This is a genomic window from bacterium (assembly GCA_026398675.1).
GTDB lineage: Bacteria > RBG-13-66-14 > RBG-13-66-14 > RBG-13-66-14 > RBG-13-66-14 > RBG-13-66-14.
This window is the reverse complement of record JAPLSK010000173.1, coordinates 1-16674: the sequence shown is the minus strand read 5'-3', so window position 1 is coordinate 16674 and position 16674 is coordinate 1. Positions and strand designations below refer to the sequence as shown.

13 protein-coding genes and 1 other RNA gene are annotated in these 16674 nt (G+C 63.1%); 5 read left to right on the top strand and 9 right to left on the bottom strand.

Annotated elements, in window-relative coordinates; all coding sequences use genetic code 11:
• Positions 1 to 7: 7 nt before the first annotated feature.
• The 5 genes from NTW26_05565 to NTW26_05545 all read left to right on the top strand — a co-directional run bounded on the left by NTW26_05565 (position 8) and on the right by NTW26_05545 (position 8256).
• Positions 8 to 3364 carry a tetratricopeptide repeat protein gene (locus tag NTW26_05565; protein MCX7021731.1) on the top strand — a complete coding sequence of 1119 codons (3357 nt, stop codon included), beginning with the start codon at positions 8 to 10 and terminating at the stop codon, positions 3362 to 3364.
• A 359-nt stretch (positions 3365 to 3723) separates the two neighbouring features.
• Complete coding sequence (locus NTW26_05560) at positions 3724 to 4116, top strand: response regulator (GenBank protein ID MCX7021730.1); 393 nt, start codon at positions 3724 to 3726, stop codon at positions 4114 to 4116.
• Between the two features lie 146 nt (positions 4117 to 4262).
• Positions 4263 to 5612 carry a sigma-54 dependent transcriptional regulator gene (locus NTW26_05555; GenBank protein MCX7021729.1) on the top strand — a complete coding sequence of 450 codons (1350 nt, stop codon included), beginning with the start codon at positions 4263 to 4265 and terminating at the stop codon, positions 5610 to 5612.
• 191 nt (positions 5613 to 5803) lie between these two features.
• Positions 5804 to 7249: a hypothetical protein gene (locus NTW26_05550; GenBank protein ID MCX7021728.1), complete on the top strand. Its 1446-nt coding sequence runs from the start codon at positions 5804 to 5806 to the stop codon at positions 7247 to 7249.
• Positions 7250 to 7479: 230 nt separating this feature from the next.
• The gene (locus NTW26_05545) at positions 7480 to 8256 is read left to right on the top strand and encodes a trypsin-like peptidase domain-containing protein (GenBank protein ID MCX7021727.1); all 777 of its coding nucleotides are present in this window, start codon (positions 7480 to 7482) and stop codon (positions 8254 to 8256) included.
• 100 nt (positions 8257 to 8356) lie between these two features.
• On the opposite strand, the gene ssrA is transcribed toward NTW26_05545, so the two are convergent.
• The 9 genes from ssrA to NTW26_05500 form a co-directional block, all read right to left on the bottom strand.
• Positions 8357 to 8737, bottom strand: a transfer-messenger RNA (tmRNA) gene (ssrA, locus tag NTW26_05540).
• Positions 8738 to 8814: 77 nt separating this feature from the next.
• A complete protein-coding gene (locus NTW26_05535; protein MCX7021726.1) occupies positions 8815 to 9033 on the bottom strand; it encodes a hypothetical protein in 219 nt (72 codons plus the stop codon).
• Positions 9030 to 10385 (bottom strand): MFS transporter, encoded by a 1356-nt coding sequence (locus tag NTW26_05530; protein ID MCX7021725.1) that lies wholly within the window; start codon positions 10383 to 10385, stop codon positions 9030 to 9032. The genes NTW26_05535 and NTW26_05530 overlap by 4 nt, the downstream gene beginning before the upstream one ends.
• 2 nt (positions 10386 to 10387) lie before the next feature.
• A complete protein-coding gene (locus NTW26_05525) occupies positions 10388 to 11035 on the bottom strand; it encodes a histidine phosphatase family protein (GenBank protein ID MCX7021724.1) in 648 nt (215 codons plus the stop codon).
• A gap of 6 nt (positions 11036 to 11041) precedes the next feature.
• Entirely contained in the window at positions 11042 to 11665 is a 624-nt protein-coding gene (locus tag NTW26_05520) for a cyclodeaminase/cyclohydrolase family protein (GenBank protein ID MCX7021723.1), read from the bottom strand.
• A 60-nt stretch (positions 11666 to 11725) separates the two neighbouring features.
• Positions 11726 to 13072 carry an imidazolonepropionase gene (gene hutI, locus NTW26_05515; GenBank protein MCX7021722.1) on the bottom strand — a complete coding sequence of 449 codons (1347 nt, stop codon included), beginning with the start codon at positions 13070 to 13072 and terminating at the stop codon, positions 11726 to 11728.
• Between the two features lie 4 nt (positions 13073 to 13076).
• The gene (gene ftcD, locus NTW26_05510; GenBank protein MCX7021721.1) at positions 13077 to 14048 is read right to left on the bottom strand and encodes a glutamate formimidoyltransferase; all 972 of its coding nucleotides are present in this window, start codon (positions 14046 to 14048) and stop codon (positions 13077 to 13079) included.
• Positions 14049 to 14163: 115 nt separating this feature from the next.
• Entirely contained in the window at positions 14164 to 15021 is an 858-nt protein-coding gene (locus NTW26_05505) for a hypothetical protein (GenBank protein MCX7021720.1), read from the bottom strand.
• A gap of 479 nt (positions 15022 to 15500) precedes the next feature.
• Positions 15501 to 16674: hypothetical protein (locus NTW26_05500; GenBank protein MCX7021719.1), on the bottom strand; the 1174-nt coding region annotated here is incomplete at its 5' end.

The window sequence follows — 16674 nt, the reverse complement described above, 5'->3', positions numbered from 1 at the left end:
CTTTCTTATGACGACCGAACCTATCACCTGCGGTCTCTGCGGTTTTAAAAACGCACCAAACGTACGTTTCTGCGGTGGTTGCGGCGAGCCGCTCGCCGTGGTGACGATGGAGGAGGAGCGAAAGGACGTCGCCATACTCTTCGCCGACATCTGCAACTTCACCGAGCTCGTGGCCAGCCACGACCCCGAGGAGACCAAGGACAAAATCGAGGAGTGCCTCCGGGTGATGGCCGATGGTGTGGTGGCCATGAACGGGGTGGTGGAGAAGTTCATCGGCGACTCGGTCATGGCGGTGTTCGGGGTGCCGGTGACCCACGAGAACGACGCCGAGCTGGCGGTGCGGGCCGGGCTGCGTATCGTGGACAGCGCCCGCAACTACGGCGTCAACGAAGGGCTGGAGCTCGAGGTCCGCGTGGGCGTCCACTTCGGCGAGGTCATCGTCAGCCGGCACTCCCAGGCGCCGGGCCGCGCGCACCACGTATTCGGCAACGCCGTCAACCTGGCCTCCCGGCTGGAGACGACCGGCCTCGTGGGGGCCGTCGTCGTCTCGGACGAGGTCTTCCGCAAGACGAAGGAGTTCTTCACCTTCCAGGAGCTGTCCCGCATCCGGGCCAAGGGCCTTCGCACGGAGCTCAAGCGCCACAAGGTCGTCGGGGAAAAGATCGTGCGGGGGAAAATCCGCGGCGTGCCCGGGCTTTCGTCGCCCCTGATCGGGCGGAAGAAGGAGCTCGACCTACTCCGGAGCATCTACCGGGACGTGGCGGAGGGGAAGGGGCTGCGGGTCGTGACCATCGTCGGGGAGGCCGGGATAGGGAAAACCCGCCTGGTTGAGGAACTTTTTCTCGCCCTCCAGCAGGCGGACTCGAAGTCCAGGGTTCTGCACGGTCGCTGCCTGGGCTACGCGGGAGCACCCCCGTACTACCCCATCGCCGAGATGATCAAGAAGGCCATCGGGATCAAGGACGACATGCCCCAAAAGGAGATGGCCGACCAACTCGCCTCGTCGGTGTCCAGGATTCTAGGTCGCCGGATGATCGGCGACGTGGACGCCGTGAGTACCCTGTGGAAAATCCTCTCCCTCAGCCAGGACGGGGACTCACCCGACGACCAGGACACCCGGCAGATTCACAACCAGGTGCTCCTGGTGGTTGAGGAACTGCTGGGAGCACTGGCCAAAGAGGAAAACATCGTGATGCTGATGGAGGACGTCCAGTGGTCCGACAACTCCTCCCTGACGCTCATCGGCCATCTGGCCCGGTCCCTGGCCAACTCCCGCTGCCTGTTGATCATCAACTCCCGCCCCCCCGGGGACCACACAGACGCGCGGACCCTCCTGGAGGATCTCCAGAAGTCGGAACACCACACGAGAATCAATCTCGAGGACCTTTCCCCCGACGACACGCGCCGGCTCTTGTCCGAGCTGTTGACCGTCGAGGATTTGGACGAAGCCAAGCGGCGGTCCATCGTCGAGCTCGCCGCCGGCAATCCCTTCTTCGTCGAGGAGATAATCAAGAACCTCATCGAAAAGGGGGACCTCGAATACCGGGACGGACACTGGTTCACGAACGATGGAGAGGGCGGCTTCGACATTCCCGACACCGTGGAGGGGGTGCTCCGCTCCCGGATAGACAACCTCCCCGACCAGGAGAAGAAGGTCATCCAGCGCGCCTCCGTCGTCGGTGAGGTGTTCTGGCGGCGGATCGTGACCGAGCTGATGAACTACGCGGTGGGCGACCACCTGGCGGACCTGGAGAAGCGGGATCTCATCCACCGGCGGCTCGAATCCATCTTCGAGGACGACCTGGAGTACATCTTCAAGCACGTCCTTCTGCACGAGACGGTCTACAAGAGCCTCCTCCATCGGGAGAAGCGCGAGCTTCACCTCAAGACGGCGAAGTGGATCGAGAACAACTACTCCGACCGGATCCAGGCCTACCAGTCGCTGGTGGCCAACCACTTCGAAAACGGCGGCGCGCCGGAAAAGGCCGCCCCGTACTACTTCGAGGCCGGAAAACACGCCGCGTCGCTCTACGCGAACGAGGACGCGAAGCGTTTTTACGCCAAGGCGGTCGAGAACTCGCAAGACGGGGATCTCACCCGCCGGGTCTACCTGGGGTGGGGCAACGTCTGTCTGGAGACGGGAAAGCCGCACGAATCCATAGACCTCTTTACGGCCGCGCTGGGGTACTGTCAAACCGTCGTGGAGCGCGCGGAGATTATGGAGTGGATGGGATCGGCCCACGAGCGGCTGAGCGAATACCCCCGTTCCCTGGAGTACTACGACGACGCCCTGACGCTTTTAAAGGACGAACCGCCCTCCCTGCTCCACGGCAAGACCCTGTACGGCATCGCCTGGGTCCACTATCTCCGCGGAGATTTCCCGGAGGCCCTGAACTACATTTCCCGGGCCGAAGAGGTCATCTCCCAGGTCCGGGAGGATGATTTCGCCTCGGACAAGGTCCGCGCCCGCATCTCGAATATCCACGCCAGCATCCTCAACGAACTGAAACTGCTCGACGAGGGGCGCGTGTACCAGAGCCGCACCCTGGAGCTTTACGAGAAGCACGGCTATCTTCTCGGCATGCAGAGCGTGCTGAACAACATCGGCACCGTGGAGATGGAGAAGGGCAATTACGGGACGGCCATCGAGCTGCTGCAGCGCTCCTACGACATCGCCGAGCGCTGCGGCGACAGGCTGGGGCTTGCCATCAACTGCAACAACCTGGCCTCGATCTACACCACCCTGGGCCGCTTTGACCGCGCCGAGGAACTCAACACCCGCTATCTAGAGATGAACGCAATCATAGACAACCGCCTGGGCGACGGTTACGCCAACTACGGCCTCGGTTCCCTGTTTCGCCTGCGGGGGGATTACGAAAAGGCCGAGAAGCACTTCCGCCGGGCGATTGAAATCTACGGTGAGGTGGGGGCTCACCGGATGACCCTGGTCGTCAAGCTCTCCCTCGCCGTCTTCTACGCCGAGGTCGGGCGCGAGGAGGAGTCCGAGGCGCTTTTCGCCGAGGTGGGCGATTTCATGGACGAGAAGGAGATAGCCGTTTACCGCCTGACCGCCCTGGGGTTGACGGCGCGTCGGAGGGAATTCACCCTGGAGGAACGGGAACGTATCCGGGCTTTCCTGCCCACGGCCGAGGCCGGTTTCGAGAAGGAAACGGACAAAACCAGCCTGGTGGAGGAGGCGGTGCACCTGGCGACGCTCCACGAGCGGATCGGCGAAGCGGATAAGGCCGCCCGTCTCTGGGAATCCGCCCGGGTCACATACAACGAGATAGTGGAAAACATCGGCGACGAGGAGTTGAGGGAAACCTTCCGCGAAATCATGGGGAAGCGGGGGTACGCCGTGTAAGCGACGACGGCGCGCCCTTAACCGGCCCGCAGGGGCTTTTTTTGTGCCGTCGCGGAATAAACCACCCCGTCATTCTGAAACGACCATCTTGGCTGTCTCCACCCCGGAGACATTTCGCGCAACCCGCACCCGTACGACGATCTATATTTAAATTAAAGTCCGCCAACCACCCCCGCCGCCAACCCGGACGACGCGGGGGTGGGTTTTAAATGCGCTCATCCGTAAGAGGCACGGAGATTGCTCACTCGTACAGTACGGCATCCATGCCGCAGATACTCAAACGTTTCAAATAAAAGCCTTAATAGCGGGGAGCTGATCGGGGTGCACCCGTCGTCCCCCCACCAAGGAGAAACAAACTTATGCCACCGGTAAATCGGCCCATGCCCGAAAAAATCATCATCGTGGAAGACGAAATTATCGTCGCCATGGACCTGAGCCTGCGCCTCTCCCGGCTCGGCTACGATGTAATCGGCGTCTTCTCCACCGCCGAGGAAGCGGTGGAGCAGTGCGGAAAAACCCGTCCCGACGTAATCCTGATGGATTTCACGCTTAGGGGGAAAATGAACGGTCTCGAGGCCACCAAGATCATCCACTCGCTCTACGACACGCCGGTGGTGATGCTCAGCGCCCTGCCCGAAAGCACCGAGACCGTTGAATGCGACGGGTACTTGGTAAAACCCTTCGAGCTCTTCGGCCTGAAAAGCACCATCGAGAACGCCCTGAAGAATTCAAGGAGCGTGAGAGCCTCGTAGCCACGGGCCGTGCGGAACGGCCGACTTACGGGAGGCGACCATCGGGTTTGACAAAATCTACCGGCGCAAAGAACCGCGATAATGAACACTTAAATGCAATCCAACATATTAAGGCTAATCAATCCCCCTCAGGCGAGGTAATGAAAATGGAAACTAAGACTCGCGTGCTCATCGTTGACGACGACTCTGCCTTTTGCGAGAGCACCTGCGACGGACTTAGCCTCGAAGGTTACGACGTCCGGTACGCCACCACGGGCAGGGAAGGACTCGAATTTTTCAAAACCTGGAACCCCAACATCGTCCTGTTGGACCAGAAGCTCCCCGACATCCGGGGATCGGAGATTGAACGGCAGATTCGGGAGGCGGACCCCGGGGTCAAGGTTATCTTCGCAACCGCTTACGGGTCGCTCACCGAGGCGGTCGAGGCGGTCAAGAACGGAGCCTTCCACTACCTCACCAAACCTCTCGAGCTCGACGAGTTCTACTTCACGGTGGCCAAGGCAGCCCGTCTGGCTGAGCTCGAACGGCGCAATCGCATTACGGAATTCCAACTCGAGAGGGCGCGACAGACCGACGAGCTCGTCGGCGATTCAACGGCGATTCAGGAGACAAAGCGGCTCATCGAGCTGGCCGCCCAGACCGATTCCACAATTCTCATCACCGGGGAAACCGGGGTGGGCAAGGGGGTCGCGGCGAGGGCCATCCACCGCCTGAGCGGGCGGAAGGAAGACCTCCTCAGCGTGAACTGCGCCTCAATCCCCGAGAACCTCATCGAATCAGAGCTCTTCGGCTACGAGAAGGGGGCCTTTACCGGCGCCGAAGCACGGCGGAAGGGCGTCTTCGAGCTGGTCAAGGACGGCACCCTTTTATTGGACGAGATAGCGGAAATGCCCCTCCCGCTCCAGAGCAAACTGTTGATCGTCCTGGAGGAGGGCCGGATTCGCCGCCTGGGGGGCGACGTGGAGATACCACTGAACGTCCGGGTCCTCGCCACCACGAACCGGCCCATCGTCCTGGACATAAAGAACGGCCGCTTCCGCGAGGACCTCTACTACAGACTGGCCGTCATCACGATTAACGTCCCCCCGCTGAGGGAGTGCCGGGAGGATATCCCCCTTCTGTGCCGGAACCTTCTGGAAAACATGACCCAGGGGGTCTACGGGGCGCTTCCCGAGGAGCAGCTCGCCGTGCTGATGAGTTACCGCTGGCCCGGCAACGTGCGTGAGCTGCGCAACATCCTGGAGCGATCCGTGATTCTCGCCGACGGCGGGGAGCTCGATCCCGCGTCGCTGATAGAGTGCGGCTCCGGGAAAAACGCCGGACCGGGAACATCCGAAGTGCGACCCCTGGCCGATGTCGAGAAGGACTACATCGAGCGGGCCTTGAAATTTTACCGGGACAACAAAACCCACGCGGCGACGGCGCTGGGGATATCGCTTTCGACGCTCAGACGGCGAGTCGCGACCTTCGAGTGTCTGGGGAAAAAGAAGGACTGAAAATTCGCGCCGCCCGAGCGCCCCGGAGGAAAAAAGGCCGCCCGCCTACGACCTTTCTTCATGCCGTAAAACATGGGGGGTTATCGCATTGAACCACTCCCGGGGGAGGTGGCGTCGGCGGTGCGAAGTAAAACATTTGTAATCTTGGAATTTAAGCCCTAAAATGGAGGCGAGAAACATTGGGTTAGCGCGTGATTTATTCAAAACGAATCATTCTCGGCATGATTATCCTCACGATTCCGGCCGTCGGGATGAACATCTTCGGCACCCGGGCTCTGGGGATGGGCGGCGCCCAGGTGGCGCTGGTTGACGACGCCACCGCCGCCTTCTGGAATCCGGCGGCCTTCGGAAACCAGGTCAACCTCTCGACCACCGACAGCATCTTCGGTTTCTCAGGCGAGGACAACCTCACCCAGTACGTCAACGATCTGAACCAGTATTACAATCTCAGAGACAATTTCCCGGAGACTTACAAGGGCCTCATGGACTACATAGACAAAAACCCCGAGGAGGCTCACCGTTATGTAAACGACATCGTGGACTCCCTCGCCGCCTTTAACGAGCCCGGGGTGGGCATCGCCTGGGATCTGCACTCCGGCGTGGCAACCCAGGTCGGCCCGGCGGTCGTCTCCTGGCTGTACGAAAACCACATCGAGGTCGGACCCTGGGTGGACACCCACCTGTCCCGGCTCATTCCCAGCGAATACCTGCAATCCCCCTCGGACGTCCTCGCCCTCTACAATGAGGGCCTGCTGACCGAGGAGGAGTTCGACCTGCTCTGGCCCGGCTACGATCCCAACGACCCGGACCGGGATTCGTTCATCGGCGACACTCCCGGAAACGACATCGGTCTGGAGGAAAACCGCTCCCGCATCACCCTCTCAGGTCTGGTGACGAACACCATCGGTCTCAGCTACGGCTACTCCTTCGAGCTGACCCGGGACGACTACATCGCCGTGGGCGTGACCCTCAAGTTCATCCACGGGGAGCGCGACGGGGATTCCGTCGGCATTCTTTCAGACGCCGACATCACCAACTTCGACCCGGGCATCTTCGACGTCGGCTCGAACTGGATTCTCAACAACATTTTCACCCTGCGCACCATCGCCACGGGGAGCGGATTCAGCATTGATTTGGGCGTCCAGGGGAAATGGGGCGAGCGTTTCCAATACGGGCTCCTGGCGCGCAATCTCATCCCCACCCAGCTCGCCTGGGACGATCCCCGCTTCGAGCCCACCCGGATAAACCCGGAGCTTCGCATCGGAGCGGCCTACGAACCAATAGACGGCCTTCTCGTGGCGATGGACCTGGACCTTTTACCCGTGGCGAATCTGTCCTGCGTGTACAACCCGCTGACCGGGGTCGAGGAGGACGTGGTCCCTTACCACGAGCGGAACCTCGCCATCGGAGCCGAGTACGAACTCGCGGGTATCGTCACCGTGCGCGCCGGGATGAGCACGAACTACAACGCCCTCTTCGAGGAAGCGTCCCCCGCCAAGTTCACCCTCTCCGCCGGGATGGGGTTCAACATCGGCGACGTGTTCCACATGAGCCTGGCGCTGATGAGCAACCTCATCCGGCCCAGAGACGTGGACGCCAGCCTGGGCGGCTCTCTCTCCCTGGGCTTCACCCTTTGACCCGGCGACGGCGGTTCTCCCCCGCGCCTTTCCACCGGAAGGGCTTTTTTTTAACGGGAGCATTCCCTTCAGGTCGGGAACACGGTGAGGAGGATGCCGATTCAACGGGGAGGGGCCGTCGAAGGTTGACGCCGGGTACGGTGTCCAGAGGGGAGTGCTGCAATGCTCCCCAAACTGAACTAAATTTGTGTATACTGTAACCATTAGAGTTAAATAGAAAGGAGCCAGCCATGACTCTCGAAGAACGTAAACTACATCGCGCCGAGGACAACATACGTATAACCACTCCCATTCTCTCGAAAGTGGGAAATACAGTGATTGGTTTGGCAACGGGATTCTTTTACGCCTATAAGTACCTTGTATTGGTTACTAACCGCCATGTAGTAATCAATGAAAAGACTGAACAATATCCTTCTGAACTCGTAGTAAGGTTACATACAGACTTGGACGGTAATGATTTAACACAGAATCAATTTTACACTATCCCATTATATGATGAAAATAATACGCCACAATGGATAGAGCATCCTGAATATGGTAGTGATGCTGACGTTGTATGTGTATTAATCAATCAAGATCACCCAATGTTAACAGAAACAACCGGCATGATGACCAGTCCTGACATGCAGCTACCAGAATTCATTCACCCCTCATGGATTAGTCATGTTTCAATTGTTGGATATCCAAAGGGTTATTATGACCAAGTCCATAACTTACCTATTGTAAAGAGTGGTTGTGTAGCATCACCTTACGGTATATATCACAATGGAAAACCTAATTTCTTGGTTGATGCAGCCGCTGAACCTGGTATGAGTGGTTCTCCTGTTTTTACACATCGAATATCTGATTACCTTAACACAGAAGAACGTATGGCTAAATTGCCTTCACCGGGGGTATTCTTCCTTGGCGTTCTGTCTGGCGGAATAAACAATGTACTTAATTTAAATACGATATGGTATGCATCTTTAATCAAGGAAATTCTTGATCCCCTTCCTTCTCCCTCTTAAAGAAACAACGAATTAAACAATGGAGCGAGCGGGTCGGGCTAAAACCGTCGGCGCTCACAGGTAAACACAAGGCTCCTCCCCGCGGAGGAGCCTCTTTCATTGGTGGAGGCGGGGGGAATCGAACCCCCGTCCGATGATGCTCTTGCGACAGCTCTACATGCTTAGCCGTACTTAACATTCGCCGCGGGCAGGGCGACGGCGACCTCCACCCGAAACTAGCCCCTTCTAAATAGTCTCCCCCAGGGGAAGAAGGCCACCCCGGGCTCGACGCCCACCAGTTTCACGCCCACACCGCGGCCCGATGGGCCGAAGCCGCGGGGGACGGGCCTTACGTGCCTAAGCTATCCGAAACGGAAGCTTAAGCGGCCAACGCCATATCGTAATCGGCGTTTGTTGGTTTGCCGCCTTTTTTACGAGGCCTGCGGCGACCTCGGCATGCAACCGACGTTCGAACGACCACCGTCGAACCCGAATCGCCCCCAAGGGCAGGTACAATATAGCCGCAATTTACTCCCGCGTCAAGCGCGGGGCTTTCCCGCGACGGCTGGACCGTAATCTTCAGTTCCCCGCCCCCTTGTCCCGCCGACCGGCGAGGCAGCGTCTCACCGCGGCCCAGGTCAAAAGGCCGACGAGCACGAGCAACAGGACGTATTGGAGCCAGTCCAGCTCCTGCTGCAGGAAAACCGGCGCCCGTCCGGCAACCAGTGCAATAACACCCTCCGTGACAATCCAGAAGGCTGCGAGACAGGCGATGACGGCCCGAACGTACACCGTCAACCGCGCCCTGAATTTAGGCGGAAAAGACCGCGAATCCAGTTGACCGGACGCTTGAACCCGGTCTCCCCCAAATGGGACACCAGTGGTTGGACGTAGCTATCCGTCCTCTTGCTCATCCGCAGGAAGAGGAGGGCCGCCGCCACGCGAAGAACGCCGGAGATGACGAAGACGAGCTGATACCCGGTGGGCCAGCCGCCGGCGAGGGGCACGGTGCCGCCGATCACCTTCGCCACGGCGCCGCCCGTCATCGAACCTCCGAAATACGCCAGGCCGGAGAGCACCGCCACCAGGGCGATAGCGTAGGGACGGCTCTTCTTCGTCGCGATGGCCAGTGGAGCGGCGAAGACCGCCAGGTTCATCGCCGACCAGAACGCCCCCGACAGGACAGCCTCGGGCCACACGGGCCAACTGAAACCCGGTCCGGTCGCGCTCCAGACCAGCGGGAAGAGACCCAGCACGACCCCGCAGGTCGCCAGGACCGCCCGGGCACCGAAGCGGTCCATCGCCCGGCCCCAGAACCGGTTGGTGACCAGGACCGCCACCGTCACGATGACGCCGTACAGCTGGATGGTGGTATAGGAAAACCGGAGGTAGTTCAGGGCGTGTGGCAGAAAGAATGGGCCGCCGATGCCGATGGCGAAGTTCCAGCACACGAGGGCGAAGAGGAACCGCCGCAGATTGTCGTTGTCCACGGCGTCCCGCAGCCCCTGTAAGATGTTGAACTCGTTCCGATTCATCCGTGGGGAGGGCGGGTAGATGGAGAGGAGGTAGACGCTCAGGGAGCCGGCCACCACCGCGGCGCCGAAAACGATGAGGTGCCCGAGGGCGAGGTTGCCCTCACCCAAAAGGTCCACGAGCCCCGCGGCGCCCAGACCGGCCGCGACCCCCGTGGCCCCGGTGAAGATGTTGCGGGTGCCGAAGTACCTCCCCCGGATGGTGACCGGGACGAAATCGGCGGACCAGGAAACCCAGGCGTTTTCCAGGGGCGCCGCAAAGGCGTAGCTGACGGCCGCGGTGAAGAGGAGAAGCGTGAGGCGGGAGCCCGAGTCCATGGGCAGGAAGAGGAGCACCGCCGGAACGACCCACGTTATCCGGTGCACGACGGAGGTCCAGATGAAAATCGGCCGGTGCCGCACGCCCCGGGAGATGAGGTAGGCCGAGAAGAGCTGGAGGGGCCGGAACAGAAAGGGCAGGGAGCCCAAAAGGCCGAGCAGAAGCTCGTCGGCCCCCAGCTTGATGGCGAACCCGGTCAGGACGACGCCGGCGACTATGGAGGAGTGGAACTGGGCCAGGCAGCCTTCCCAGGTGCAGAGGTTGAGATCGCGCTTGAGCTGCCCGCGGTCGAACTCCACGTTCAACCTTTAGGGAAGAGGGGTGGGAAGGGGTCCGAGCGGAGCTCGGGGGGAAGATGCTCGCGGTCGTTGAAAAAAGCGAGGCTGGGGCGCTCATCGGGCCAAACGACCTTGGCGAGGGAGGCGTTGTCCAGACTAAACCTGACCCAGCCGTCGAAAGGGACGCCCAGAACCCTGGCGATGAACTGGGAGAGGATGCCCCCGTGGGCGGCGACGAGGGCCCGGGTCCACCCCTCGCCGACAATCTTTTCCGCCGCGACCGAGGCCCGATCGAACAGGTCCCGACGGGATTCGCCCCCCGGGAAGCGGTACTCTCCCCGGCGGTACACATCAAGGTCTATCTCGGGTAGAGACCGCGCCTGAAAGTCGCCGTATGTCAGGTTCGCCGACGCTCCCAGGTCTATCTCGTCCAACTCGGGGAGTATCACGGGACGTAGAAATCCCCGCTCGAAGGCGGGGGCCAGCGTCGCCGCCACCCTCCCGGCCGGCGAGGCGTAAACTGCGTCAACGCCGAGATTTACCAGCACGTTGGCCAGGGCCCGGGCCTGCCGGACGCCGCGCGCGGAAAGGGGGTAGTCCGTCCGACCCTGGAGGATACCCCGCTCGTTGGCCACCGTTTCGGCGTGTCGTAAGAGGATTAGCTCGCGCAACTGGACCTAGAGCCGCTCGTGAACCTTGGCCATGGCGGCGTTGAGATCGGTGGGAACCCCCTCGAGGAGGTTCTTGATAGCGTCCCTCATCTCTCGCACGAACCCCTCGTCCTTGATTCCGCCGAGGTTTATCTCCACGTTGAGAATCGCCCCGTTTATTCCGACGGTCAAAAGCAGCGCGCCTACCCCGATGTCGCTGATGGCGTTCTGGTTCCCGATGAGCGCCATCCGGGGCGCCTTGGTGAGAAGGCGGCGGCTCAGCCGGGCCACCTCGAGGGGCACCTCGATGGCCCGCTTCGTGCACTTCTGAATCTCCTTATTGCGGGCCTTCATCTCCTCGGGACTCTCCTTGGGCAGCTTGAAGGAGGCCATCAGGGCGTTGAACGCCTCGGTGTCCTCGTCAATCAGCACACGGAGCCGGTCGGCGGTCTCGGCAATCCCGGCGTTCTCCCCCTTGCACTCGTCCCAGTACTCCTCGTAACCCTTCTTCCCCGCGGTCAACTGGCAGACCATGGAGAGGAGGTTCGCCCCCAGGCTGGCCGCCAAAGCCGCCGAGGAACCTCCCCCAGGGGCCGGTTCCTGGCTGCCGAGCTTTTTCAGGAAGTCCGTGATGGTGAGGTCCGTCAGCATCCGTCGCTCCTTCGCGTAACGGGGGGATGGGGAGCGCCCACGCAGACCGCTCGGTATCGGTCAACTGAACAGGTCGGAAAAGCGTTGTTTCTTGGGCCGGCTGTCGTTGGGCTGCCGGCGCCGGTCTATCAGCCTACCCCGCTTGATGACGGCGACCACGTGGTTGACGCCCCAGGCGTAGATGAGCTCCTCGGGCGTGCTCACGTTCAGGATGATGAGATCGGCCTGCTTGCCCGGTTCGAGGCTGCCCAACTCTTTCTCACGGCCCAAGGCGTAGGCGGCGTTCACCGTGACGGCGTTGAGCGCCTCGCGCACCGTCAGGCCGCACCGCATCACCCCGAGCTCGATGACCCGCCCCATGGAAAGGGTGTGGGAGGAGCCGGGGTTGTGGTCCGAGGCCAGGGCGACGACGGCCCCGGCATCCACCAGCCTGCGCCCCGGCGCGTACCGGTCCTGGAATAGGAAGAAGGTGGTCGCGGGCAAAAGGACGGCCGCGGTCTTGCTCTGACCCAGGAGCGCTATATCCTCGTCGCTCACGAAGGGAAGGTGATCCACGCTGCGGGCGCCGAGCTCGATCCCGAGCCGGGTGCCCCCCGAGTGGGAGAGCTCGTCGGCGTGCACCTTAGGCTCCAGGCCTTGCGCCAGGCCCGCCTGAAGGATGCGGCGGCTCTCCTCCACGGTGAAGGCGCCCCGCTCGCAGAAGACATCGCAGAAATCGGCTAGCTCCAGCGCAGCCACCTTGGGGATCATCTTCTCGCAGACCAGGTCCACGTAACCCGCGCGGTCGTCGGCGTACTCTCGGGGCAGGGCGTGGGCGCCGAGGAAGGTCGGCACCAGTTCCCAGGGGCCCTCGGCGTCGAGCTCGTGGATGGCTTGGAGCACGGTCATCTCGCCGGCCACGGAGAGACCGTAGCCCGACTTGGCCTCGAAGGTGGTCACCCCGGCGAAGAACATGTTCCACAGCCGCCCTCGGGCGCTCTCGACGAGGTCGGCCACGCGCATCTTCCGGGTGGCGTCCACGGTGGCCTGGATTCCGCCGCCGGCGGCGTGCAGCTCCTCGTAACTCGCGCCGGCCAGCCGCTTCAGGAACTCGTCGGCCCGGTTACCTCCGTACACCGGGTGGGTGTGGGAGTCCACCATACCCGGCATCACCATCCCGCCCCGGGCGTCGAGGAGGGTGGTGGGAGCCCCGCCCATCTGCATGATATCGGCCACGGGGCCCACGGCCGTTATCCGGCTGCCGGTGACGGCCACGGCCCCATCGGGGACGGCGTGGAGCTCGTCCTGCTCCGGTCCCCGCCGGGGTCCCTTCCCCGCGCAGGTCAGGACCAGCGAGGCGTTGTGGACGATCAGGTCGGGATACCCGTCGTCCCGGACGGTCACCAAGGGTGGCTTGGGTGGGTTCATGGAATCAGATTTGGAAGTCAATTATCTGGGTGTTTTTCAGGTTGTCCACCTGCATGTACCACTTGGCGGAATCTATGAAGGCGTCGGCGGGGGCCAGGCCGACCAACTCGGTTTGGATGATGGGGACGCCGTAGCGGGCCGCCTCGCGCCGGATGGTCTCCACGACGCGGAAGAGCGGGGTCTTGGTGTAGTCCAGGAAATTCATCGAGATTTGGACCATGCCCGTCTTCCGAGCGAAAGAGCCCTGGTGGGTGACCATGGCGCCGTGCTCGTCGTAGCTCTTGATGGCGACGGGACCCTCCTCATGGTCCTCCAGGTAGAAGCCCGCCCCCTGGATGTTGATGAAGCCGCCCGAGGAGCCGCGGATGGCCTTGGCGATGCGCTTGCCTATCCCGACGTCGGTGGTTCCCAGGTTGACGTTGAAGGCGATGAGGAAGGGCCGGGCACCTATGATGGTCGCGCCGGCAGTGGGGTGCGGCTTGTCCGGACCGAAATCGGGCTTCCACAGGGGATCCCGCAGCTTCGCGGACAGGCCCTCGTACTCACCCTTGCGGATGTCGGATTGGCTCTGGCGGTGCGGGGCCGTCGCCGATTCGCGGTAGAGGTACACCGGCAGATTGAACTTTTCCGCCACGGCCCGGGCGCATTCCTTGGCCAGGGCGTCGCAGTCCGACATCTGCGCGTCGCGCACCGGAACGTAGGGGCAGACGTCCACCGCGCCGATGCGCGAGTGCTCGCCCGAGTGCTGATTCATGTCTATGAGCTCGACGGCCCTGGCGTAGAGAGCCAGTGTAGCCTCTTTGAGCCCCTTCGGATCGCCCACGCAGGTGATGACCGAGCGATTGTGATCCGGGTCGGAGGAGTAGTCGAGGAGCTTGACTCCCTCGATGGACTTCAAGGGCTCGACGCAGGCCTTGACCACATCGCCCCGCCGGCCCTCGCTGATGTTGGGGACCCATTCGATCAGCGCCGCCATTTACGACCCCTCCTAGCACCAGTAGCATTCCCGTCGCCGGTTTCCGCGACGACGCAGCCACAAATCAGCATTATAACACGCGGACGGGAGGCCCCCCGGACCGGTCATCGGAATGTCACTCCACGGTGAAGCCCCCCGAGGCGGCCTCGGCACCGTCGAGCTTCACCTGCACGCTCCACTCACCGGCCTGCCAGATGCCGGCTTCGGTGTAGCCCTTGCCCCCGATGACGCGCAGGGAGTTCCGCCCCTCGTCGAAAACGGCGGGACGCACCTCCTCCCACCGCACCTCACCGTCCGGGGTGGTCCAGACCACGGTGACCTCGTGGACCTCCTCGGGACCGGCCTTCTCTCGCCCGAGCTTGAGAACCCACACGACCATCTCGGTTTCGGCCTGAATGAAGCCCACCGCGGGGGCGGAGTAATCGCCGTGGCGGTAGAAGTCGAGCGAGACGACCTCGGGCGGGCGCGTCGTCGGCTCCACTACAGGTTCCGCGACCGTCGGTTGCACCGCGCCCGACTCGGCGCCAATCGCCCCGGCCAGGGCCTTGGCCAGGTCCCGGCAGGCCCAGGGGAGCTCGGCCGTCGTCCCCACCGTCACCGTCTCTCCCAGGACCGCCTCGGATGATTTCACGTCCACCAGGCGGACCGCCAGGGTGTACGTCTCGCCCAAGGCGGAAAGAGACCCCACGGCGATGTAATCGGCGCCGGTCAACGCGCCCAACTCGGCGGCCTCGCCGGCCGTCATCCCCGCCGTAGTGAGAGACCACTCCTCGATCACCCGCGCCAGCTGCGACCGCTCGATGACCCGCACACCGGGGAGCCCCACGAGCTCGGTCCGGATAATCTCCGCCACCGCCTGGGCCTGGTCGGGGAAAACGCCTAAAGGCTGGAAGTCCGTCACGGCCAGTGTCACGGGCTCGGCGGCGACCGCCAATCCGGCGGCGAACAGAAGGGAAAGGGCCGCTCCGCGCATCTAGACCTCCTTCGGTCCGCCAATTATAGCATCAAACCGCCGGGGGTTCCCCGGCGACAAAGATATACAGGGCGGCCCCGCAGGACGAATCCTCTACGGGCCGCCGTCCATCAAAACGAGGTCAGGGCTGTTGGCGCTTGAACCGCCGCACCAGCCAGAGAATTACAGCGTAGGGCGGCCCCTCTGCGGGCCGCCGTTAGCTGTCTCGGCGGGGATAGAATCCCCGCCCTACGAGTTCGATTAAGATTATGCACTAACCTCGTAGGGGCCGACCTGAAGGTCGGCCCCTACGACATGCACCCCTCACCCCAGCCCTCCCCCCGGCCCGTCGGCGCGCCGGCGCGCCGCTCCCACGGGGAGAGGGAAAAACTTTCCCAACCTCGACCCTCACCCCGGCCCTCTCCCTGAAAGGGAGAGGGGGAATAGGAACCCCCCTCCCCAGCCCGTAGGCGAGCCTCCCCCCAAGGGGGGATGGGACGCTACCCAATCGGCTCGAAGAGCTCGGGGTGGAAGCGCCGCAGTTGCTTGTTCTGGTGCGGGTAATCGCACTGGGCGCCGCCGGCCAGGTACACCAGCGCCTGATACCGCCGCTGGAGCTCGGCCGGTCCGGCCAGCCGGTGCATCCCGCCGCCGCCCAGGCAGCCCCCGGGGCAGGCGTAAAGCTCCAGAAAAACCCGTGACGCTCCCTTCTCCCCGCTCAATTCAACCGCCCGGTCCAGAGCGTTTTTCACCGGCCTCCCGCCGTGGGCCACGAGAACCCGGACCGGCCCGCCTCCCGGCAACTCGACTTCCCGCTCCTCCTCCTCGGGGGGGAGGAACCCGCCTCCCGGCGCGGGCGGAGCGGAGCCGCTCCGCTGGGCCCAGACGACCGCCAGGCCGTCCGTCACCGCCCCCGGCGCCCCGAGCATCGTCCCCAGCCGCGAGCCGCGCAGGTGGGTGAAGCCCCGCGCCTTGGCCGTCTCCGGCGTCATCCCCAACCGCCGCAGCAGCCCGGTGAGCTCCCGCACGGTGAGGGAGGCGTCCAGCCCCCGCTCGCGGTCCACGGAGTGGCGCCGGACCTCCTCCTTGGCGGCCGTGCCCGTCGTCACCTGCACCAGATAGCAGTGCCCCGGCGCGAGCCCCAGCTCGGGCGAGACCTTCTGCCGCCAGTTGACGGCGGTCGCTTGGGACGGCCCGGACTCCGGCGGGAGCCATCCGGCCAGCTCGGGACGATTGAGCCTGACGTACCGCCGCACCGCCTCGCAGGGCGAGATGACGGCCGCGCGGGGTTTTTCACGGTGCAGCCGGTCCGCCAGCTCCCCGAGGTAGGCGTCCGCCCCCCAGGCGGAATCCACCACCCCGGCGAAACCCAGGGAGGCCAGCGTACCGATCAGCCGGGGCTGGGCGTCCACCTTGATCTCGTTCATGAGCGCCGCCGCCGCGGTCGGCTCCAGCACCGCGACGCAGTGACGGTCCCGGTCCATGAGCGCCGACTCCACCGGTACCACCGCCGAGCGGGGCACCAGGGCGCCGGAGGGGCAGACCAGGGTGCACTGGCCGCAGCTCGTGCAGTGCGGTCCGGCCAGACCCGGCTCGTCCACGGACCGGGCCTGAATCAATTCCTCGTCCAGACGGAGCGCCCCCCAGCCTTGCTGGTCGCAGAGCGTGACGCAC